The sequence below is a fragment of the Desulfobaculum sp. genome (assembly GCF_054921475.1).
The window spans coordinates 1-7,902 of record NZ_JBUDSW010000173.1 but is presented as its reverse complement, the minus strand read 5'-3'; the positions used below and the strand labels follow the sequence as shown (position 1 = coordinate 7,902).

Below are 7,902 nucleotides of genomic sequence, written 5' to 3'. Positions count from 1 at the left end.
TGCCCAGCGTCAGCGGAAATACCGCCAGCACCGCGCAACGTGCGCGGCGTCCATTGGCTGGGACATACGGCTGACCACCACCGCAAGGGTCATGCTCACGGGCAGGGCCACCACGTTGGGGTCCAGCCATTGCAGCAGCCACAGGGTGCTGCCCTCCGGCGCGGCCGCCGCAAGGGACGGCACACCGGCGACGGCCTGACACAGCCCAAGGGCCGCCGATTCCTTCAGGTGCACAAACAGCAGCCAGAACATGGACACGGCAAAGCCGCCCATCATGGACGCTATGGCCCCGGTGCACGTCATGCCCCGCCAATACAGGCCAAGGCAATAGGCGGGCAAAAACGCCGCGCCGCACAGCCCAAAGAAGAACGCCGTCGCCCGGGCTATCACGCTCCCCGGCAGCACCCACGCCCACACAAGGGTCATGAAGATGGTCACGGCCACGCCCATCTGGGTGACCTTGAACGTTTCGCCATTGGACAGGCGCAGGGCCTTGTGGAACACGTCGCGCCCAAGGGACGTTCCGCCCACATGATACTGGGACGACAGCGTACTCATAGCCGCGGCAAACATCGCCATAAGGAACAGCGCGGAGAACCACCCCGGCATAATGCGCTCGATGTACAGCGGGATAATGCGGTCGTAGTTCCCCTCGGCCATGACGATGGCGATTTTGCCGAAGGTCTCATAGAACACCGCATTGGACAGCGCGCCAACCACGTAGGGCACGCCGGGCAGCAGCAGGATGAACACCCCGCCGTAGAGCACAGCGCGGTTGAGTTCCTTGTCGCTTTCCACGGTCATAAAGCGCACGGCAAGCTGTGGCTGGGCCAAGACGCCAATGCCCACCCCGTAGACGATGGTGGTAAACACGGTAAGCCAGATGGGCGTGCCAAAGCGGATGCCCTGCGTCCAGCCCTCCATGCCCCCTGCGCGCAGGGATTCCGGCATCAAGTGCGCCATGGACGCCAGCGTCTGATGCGCCTGCGTCACGCCGCCCAGCTTGGAATACGTCACGGTGACCAGCACCACCATCATGGCGGCCATAATGGTGCCCTGAAAGGCGTCCGTATACATCACGGCCTTCAGGCCGCCGGTAATAACGTACAGCGCAAGGATAAGCGTAAAGCCTACCATGGCCGTCTCCAGCGGGATGCCAAGCGACACCTCAATCATATGCGAGATGCCGAGCAAAACCGCCGCCGCGTACACGGGGACGAACAGGAAAATCACTCCCCCGGAAAAGCCCTGAATAAAGCGCGACTGATACCGCGCCCCCAAAAGCTCGGGAAAGGTCAAGCAGTCCAGCGCAAGGCCAAGGCGGCGGGTGCGCTTGCCAAGGACGGTCATGGCGAACAACACGCCCACCGCAATATTCAAAAAGGTGAGCCACATCAGCGAAAAGCCGAACATTCCGGCCACGCCGCCAAAGCCGATAATGGCCGATGTGGAAATAAACGTCGCCCCGTAGGACATAGCCATGACAAACGGATGCATCCGCCGTCCGGCCAGCATGTAGTCCGTGGCGACCTTGGTGTCCCTCCAGCCTCTGTAGCCCAGATAGAACACCACCAGCATGTACAGGGTTGTGGCCAGAGCCTTCAGCATCATTCGTGCGGCTCCTCCCCGGAAGATGACGTACCGACCCCTTCGGCGTCCTCTCCTCCCCTGTTCCAGTTGACCACGCCGTAGATGACGCTTGCGGCGGCGGCCCCAAGGGTCAGCCACACGGCAAGCGCTACGGCGCCATTGTCAAAACCAAGCATGTCAAAGACCTCCCTATGCGAAAAAAACCGGAAGGATATCCGATTGCGAACTGGTTGAGTAGGCAATGGTTGTCCTTGCTGTCAAGGACCTCCATCCGGCCGCGGCGTTGACTTCCCGCCGTGTTTCGTCCAAATTAGACTGCGAACTAAAGCGGTTATCACCTTGGTCCGAAAACCACATATAGAGGAACTGTCATGACAACCCTTACGCAGTCGGCGGCTTGGAAGGCCCTGAAGGCGCACTATGATTCCATCAAGGACGTGCACATGCGCGAACTGTTCGACGCCGATCCCCATCGGTTCGAATCGTTCTCGCTGCGTCTGGAAGACATCCTCTTCGACTACTCCAAAAACCGCATCACGCAGGAGACCATGGACCTGCTCCTTGCCCTTGCCAGGGAGCGCGGCCTCACTGCAAAACGCGATGCCATGTTCGCAGGCGAGCACATCAACTTCACCGAGGACCGCGCGGTGCTGCACGTGGCCCTGCGCAACCAAAGCTCGCGCCCCATCCTCGCGGACGGCAAGGACGTCATGCCCGGCGTGCGCGCCGTGCTCGCCAAGATGAAGGACTTTTCCCAGCGCGTGCGCTCCGGCGCATGGACGGGCTTTACCGGCAAACCCATCACGGATGTGGTCAACATCGGCATTGGCGGATCGGACCTTGGGCCGCTGATGGTGGTCCGCGCCCTTGGGCACTACGCCGACGGCCCGCGCGTCCACTTCGTCTCCAATGTGGACGGCACGCACCTCAGCGAAACTCTGCGCCCCCTCTCGCCGGAAACCACCCTGTTCATCATCGCCTCCAAGACTTTCACCACGCAGGAAACCATGATGAACGCGGCTTCGGCCAAGGCGTGGCTGCAACAGGCCACCGCCGACGAAACCGCCGTGGCGAAGCACTTTGTGGCGCTGTCCACCAACACCGAGGGCGTGGCCGCCTTTGGCATCGACACCGCCAATATGTTCGAATTTTGGGACTGGGTCGGCGGGCGCTATTCCCTGTGGAGCGCCATTGGCCTGTCCATTGTGCTCAGCATCGGCATGGACCGCTTTGAGGACCTGCTGGGCGGCGCATTTGAAGTGGACGAGCACTTCCGCACGGCCCCGCTGTGGTACAACAATTTCTTCGGTTGCGGCACCCACGCCATTCTGCCCTACGACCAATACCTCGCCCGCTTCCCCGCCTATCTCCAGCAAGGGGATATGGAATCCAACGGCAAGGCCGTCAATGCCGAGGGCATCCCCGTGGACTACAGCACCGGCCCCATTATCTGGGGCGAGCCCGGCACCAACGGCCAGCACGCGTTCTTTCAGCTTATCCATCAGGGGACCAAGCTCATCCCGTGCGACTTTATCGCCCCCGCGCGCAGCCTGAACCCGCTGGGCCAGCACCATGATGTGCTCATGGCCAACGTCATCGCCCAATCCGAGGCCCTGATGCACGGGCGCACCACCGAGGAAGTGGCGCGCGAGATGGAGCGTGCCGGTGCGGACAAGGACAGCATTCACGCCATTGCCCCGCACAAGACCTTCACCGGCAACCGCCCGTCCAATACCATCCTCATGCGGGAGCTGACGCCCACGACTCTTGGGGCGCTTATTGCCCTGTACGAACACAAAATCTTTGTGCAGGGCGCGCTGTGGGACATCAATTCCTTTGACCAGATGGGCGTGGAACTGGGCAAACAGCTTGCCGCCACCATCCAGAAGGAATTGGCCGACGACGTGCCCGTGGCTTCGCACGACGCCTCCACCAACGCCCTCATCAACGCCTACAAGTCCATGCGCCGCTAAGGGCGCGGCCACCAGACATAACGAAGCCCCCGCATCGCTCAGCGATGCGGGGGCTTTTTTGACGCGTTTTCGCCGTGGGCGAAGACGTCCTGCGGGCTAGACGAAGCCCAGCATGATGACCGCGTAGGTCAGCACACCGTACAGGGCAAGGTAGCCGATGCAGACCTTGACGGTCTGGCCAAGGATTTCACCCTCGGAGCCAACAAGGCCGGTGGCGGCTGTAGCCACGGCGATGGACTGGGGCGAAATCATTTTGCCAGCGGTTGCGCCGCCAGCACTGGCGGCAACCAGCCAGCGCGGGTCCACGCCAATCTCGCGGGCAATCTCCAGCTGGAGCTTACCAAACAGCACGTTGGAGGACGTATCGGAGCCGGTCACAAAGGTGCCAAGCGCGCCAATCATCGGGCCGATGAGCGGGAAGAAGCTGCCGGTCACGGCGGCAACCACCACGGCGATGGTGTTGATCATGCCGCTGTAGGCCATAACCTTTGCCATGGCGACAATGGCGATAACCGTCACGGCGGACATGGCAAGCTGGCGGGTGGTGTTGGTAAAAATCCCGGCAATGCGGCCAAAAGACTGGCCCTGCAGCATGCCGCCAAGGAAGGTGGCAATGATGATGAGCGTTCCCGGCGTGGCAATCCACTTAAACGTGAAGGGATGGTCGCCGTAGATGGCAACGGTGGTCTTCACGCTGGACAGCGCATGCTTGATGCCGGGGAACAGGTTGCTGCACAGGATGATGAAGGCAAAAATAAGAATGTAGGGCAGCCACGCCATGAACTTGTCACGGCCGGAGGTGCCGTCCGTGGCTTCGCCGGCGGTGTGGCGGTACATGGTACGCGCCACCAGCGTGGTGACGGCCATGCTGCACACACTGCCCGCCAAACAGGGCAGCTCCGCGCCAAGGTACTTGGCAACCATCAGCTGCGGCAGGGCAAAGGACACGCCGGACACGAGGGTGATAAAGAACACACCCTTCACGCCGCGCACGCTCTTTTCCGTCAGCATCACCAGCAGGAAGGTGATAACCATGATGAACGGCGTGAGCTGCAGTGCGGTGAAGTAGCTCAGCTCCGTGACGGGCAGGCCGGTCACGCTCGCCATGGTGGTCACCGGAATGCCGATGGCGCCAAAGGCTGTGGGCACGGTGTTGGCAACCAGACAGATAATGGCGGCGAACAGCGGATTAAAGCCCATGGCCGCAAGGATGCTGGCGGGGATAGCCACAGCGGTGCCGTAGCCCGCAACGCCCTCAAGGAAGCCACCAAAGCCCCACGCGATAATCAGCACGAGGATGCGCCTGTCCGTGGTGATGGACGAGAGCATGCCCTTGATGATTTCCATGCTGCCGGTGGCGATGGACAGGTTGTAGGTGAACACGGCCGCGATGATGACGATCATGATGGGCCACACAGCGAGGGCGGCACCCTCCAGCGCCGCGCCGGCGGCGTCCGCCACAGGCATCTGCCACCAGCCAAACACGGCAATGGCAAGGGTGGCGACAAGGGTTGCCGTACAGGTTTTGTAGGCGGGCAGTCGCAGAACGCCCAGCGAGAACATGAGCCAGATGATAGGGAGGATAGCCACCCCGAATTGCAGGAATTCCATTGTACCTCTTCCAGATAACATGACGTTTACACAACATGCGGCCCTACCAGCCGCGGACCCCACACAATCCCTGCACCTGCTCACCCCGGCACAAATCCGGAGCACTTTTCCCCTGCAGGAAGGTACTGATTGTGCGCTCAAACAGTTCTGTGCGCCAAAGCTGTTTGGTTGCACAAACAGTATTGCAGGCCATCCACACGAATTTCCTCGTGTACAACAGCGAAAGTGAATGACCAGAAAGCGCAGCGAAAGTCAAGCTTGTGCAAGTTCACACAATCCCGTCATACGGGGATATTCCTGCATTCCGCCATCTGTTGCTTACGCATTTTGAGCACATGACAAGCCGCCAAAGCGCCCCGCACAAGAGAGCCCATGCATTGCAAAAAAAAGATTACTGCAGAGCGCAAAACAAAACAGGCCGCAGTTCCCACGCAAATGGGAACTGCGGCCTGTTTCAGGCAGATGCCGCGGCACTGCCGGATGTCCTGAGCCTATGCTTTCACGACGGACGCCGAAAGCAGTACGGCCAGCACATAGAGCGCCACGCCAAGAACGATGCGAAGCGCCAGCATGGGTTTTTTCTTCATGACTGGTCCCAGACTCCTTTCCGGATGAAAGCACGCTTTAAGCATTCTCATGCAGCACCACATAGCACCACCGCAGCAGAAAGAAAAGCCTTTCAAAACGTCCATTTTTCCGATCTCTTGACCCAATCGCCTGAGAATCCGGGCAGTTGCCGATTTTCGTTTTGCAAAGGAATTTGCCCATGCGCGACATTTTCCGCGCTAACCAGCTTAAAACATGTGCTTTTCCGTTGCCCCAATGCCAAATGCCCATCGCGGGGCGGCGCGCGTTCACCCATGCGGCACACCCTGCTCCATGCCTGCACGCCCCGCAGCCGTACGCCCCGCACAGCCATGGCCCAACAGGTGCGGGCGACCAGCCCCCGCGCCCCCTCACCAGCCCCGCACAGCCGCACCTGCGCGCTGGGGATTTTACAATCCGAAACTTTTGCCCTCCGCCAGTCCGCGCAGAGCACTGGCAACGGCCAGTTTTGCGGCATTGCTCCAAAAAATGCTGATGAAGCCTTGAGCCGCGCCGCGTCTCGCAGTATGACGGAGGACGCACGATACACCCGTGCCTGCACAAACAACCGCCCGCACCGGGCCAAAGCATTTGCGAGAGTTTGCGATGGAAAAGGGATGCACTGTGTACGAAGGTTGGGTTTACGGCATCGGCGAATGGTCTTTCAGCAAGGTGAACAAGCTTCTGAATAACGCTTTCGAAACAGTCTCCTACCAGCACATGGACGCATCCGGGGCTGTCTATATCAGCGGTGCGGCCCCCATGTTTGAGGATGACGAGGAAAACCGCTCGTCGGTCTTTGACCTGCTTGCCGATGTGGTGGACGAGGACGGCAAGGGCATCATCATCGGCAAGGACTGGTCCCCACACGGCACCCTGTCCCTCACCGCCTACGACTTCACGCACAAGGACTGGTCCTCGCGCACCATTGACGTCTAACTCTTCTCTGCCACATCCGGCGCGGCGTATGGCCCATTCTGTGGGCCGCCGCGCCAGCTGGGGGCGGTAGCCCGCGCGCCACGGCCTCCTGCCGCCCGGCGCATAAGGGCGCACTCGCCCATCGCCCATCGCTCTGCGGCCCGGATGTGCCCCCTGCCGCAACAAGCGTCCACCGTTTTGCCGTGTGCGGCGCCGCCAGCTCACCATATAGCGCCGCAACACGCCCTGCCGCCAACGGCACGCAGAGAGGGCCGCGCCGCCCACGCCAGACATTCTCCACCCTGCACCGCAAAACCCACGCCGCCATATTGACCACCCCTGCCGCTGACGATACACCTGAAGGACTGTCCGGCAACAGCATTGCCGTTAACTTTTCAGGAGGATATCATGCGCCTACTCACGGTCATCTGTGCCGCTGTCATCGCGCTCTACCCGGCGCTCAGCGCCTTGGCCGCCCCGGTTCGGGCGGTCGTCTATCCCGATTTTGCCCGCGTTACCGAAACCGCCACCCTGCCGCTGACGCAGACCGAAGGGGGCGCAACGGCGACCTTTACCCTGCCCCACTCCGCGGACCCGAACAGCCTGCGCTTTTCCCTTGAAAACGCCGGCGACCTGACCCTCAAGGACCTCAGCGTCGACAAAGACGTCCGGCAGGAGGAAGCCCGCATCGCCGCCGCGCGCGAGGCCCACGCCAAGGCCGTTGCCGAGTTGCAGGACCTCATCGACGCCCGCGCCGCACACACCGCCACGGCCGACTACTGGAAGTCCCTGAGCACCGCCGTCACCAGACGCGATGCTTCGGAATTTGCCACCGCCATCCACACAGGCGTCCTCAAATCCCTGCGCGCGGCCTCGGAGCTGATTCCGCAGATTCAGGATGCCGAACAGAAGGCCGCCCGCCTGCGCCGCAAGCTGAACGACCTGACCGGCGGCAGCGACACCGCTTGGCTGGTCACCGCCCGCTTCTCCGGGCACCCCGCGGCCACGGCGCGCGCCATGTACTCCTACCGCCTGAACAATTGCGGCTGGTCCGCGCACTACGTCATCAACGCCCATCCGAAGAAGGGCGCTGTGGATGTGGCGTGGGACGCCGTCATCACCCAGAAGAGCGGGCAGGAGTGGAAGGACGTCGCCCTCACCCTGTCCACGGCGCGCTTTACCGGCGGCACGGTGCCCCCGCAAAACCGCCCGTGGGTCAGCCAGC

Annotated in this window: 6 protein-coding genes; 3 read left to right on the top strand and 3 right to left on the bottom strand. The window is 61.6% G+C overall.

Translation table 11 applies throughout. From position 1 onward, the window contains the following. Positions 1–9 precede the first annotated feature (9 nt). Positions 10–1,611 carry a sodium:solute symporter family protein gene (locus tag ACY69P_RS11480; RefSeq protein ID WP_462327568.1) on the bottom strand — a complete coding sequence of 534 codons (1,602 nt, stop codon included), beginning with the start codon at positions 1,609–1,611 and terminating at the stop codon, positions 10–12. Beyond that, positions 1,608–1,766 carry a symporter small accessory protein gene (locus tag ACY69P_RS11475; RefSeq protein WP_404843382.1) on the bottom strand — a complete coding sequence of 53 codons (159 nt, stop codon included), beginning with the start codon at positions 1,764–1,766 and terminating at the stop codon, positions 1,608–1,610. Before ACY69P_RS11475 ends, ACY69P_RS11480 begins: the two co-directional genes overlap by 4 nt. Before the next feature lie 195 nt (positions 1,767–1,961). Between ACY69P_RS11475 and pgi the strand changes: the two genes are divergently transcribed. Beyond that, positions 1,962–3,563, top strand: coding sequence for a glucose-6-phosphate isomerase (gene pgi / locus ACY69P_RS11470; protein WP_462327567.1), 1,602 nt, complete (start codon positions 1,962–1,964; stop codon positions 3,561–3,563). Between the two features lie 96 nt (positions 3,564–3,659). Here the strand turns inward: pgi and ACY69P_RS11465 are convergent, their stop codons facing one another. Then, on the bottom strand, positions 3,660–5,174 hold the full coding sequence (locus tag ACY69P_RS11465) for an L-lactate permease (protein WP_459901106.1): 1,515 nt from the start codon (positions 5,172–5,174) through the stop codon (positions 3,660–3,662). 1,209 nt (positions 5,175–6,383) lie between these two features. On the opposite strand from ACY69P_RS11465, the gene ACY69P_RS11460 reads away from it, so the two are divergent. Both ACY69P_RS11460 and ACY69P_RS11455 read left to right on the top strand, forming a co-directional pair. Next, the gene (locus tag ACY69P_RS11460; protein WP_462327566.1) at positions 6,384–6,698 is read left to right on the top strand and encodes a hypothetical protein; all 315 of its coding nucleotides are present in this window, start codon (positions 6,384–6,386) and stop codon (positions 6,696–6,698) included. Positions 6,699–7,085: 387 nt separating this feature from the next. Next, a partial coding sequence (locus ACY69P_RS11455; protein ID WP_462327565.1) for a DUF4139 domain-containing protein occupies positions 7,086–7,902 on the top strand: 817 nt, incomplete at its 3' end.

Bases quoted from the DNA above. Each gene is read 5' to 3' on its own strand.
- pgi (WP_462327567.1), top strand. From the start codon at position 1,962: ATGACAACCCTTACGCAGTCGGCGGCTTGGAAGGCCCTGAAGGCGCAC.
- ACY69P_RS11475 (WP_404843382.1), bottom strand. From the start codon at position 1,766: ATGCTTGGTTTTGACAATGGCGCCGTAGCGCTTGCCGTGTGGCTGACC.
- ACY69P_RS11465 (WP_459901106.1), bottom strand. From the start codon at position 5,174: ATGGAATTCCTGCAATTCGGGGTGGCTATCCTCCCTATCATCTGGCTC.
- ACY69P_RS11480 (WP_462327568.1), bottom strand. From the start codon at position 1,611: ATGATGCTGAAGGCTCTGGCCACAACCCTGTACATGCTGGTGGTGTTC.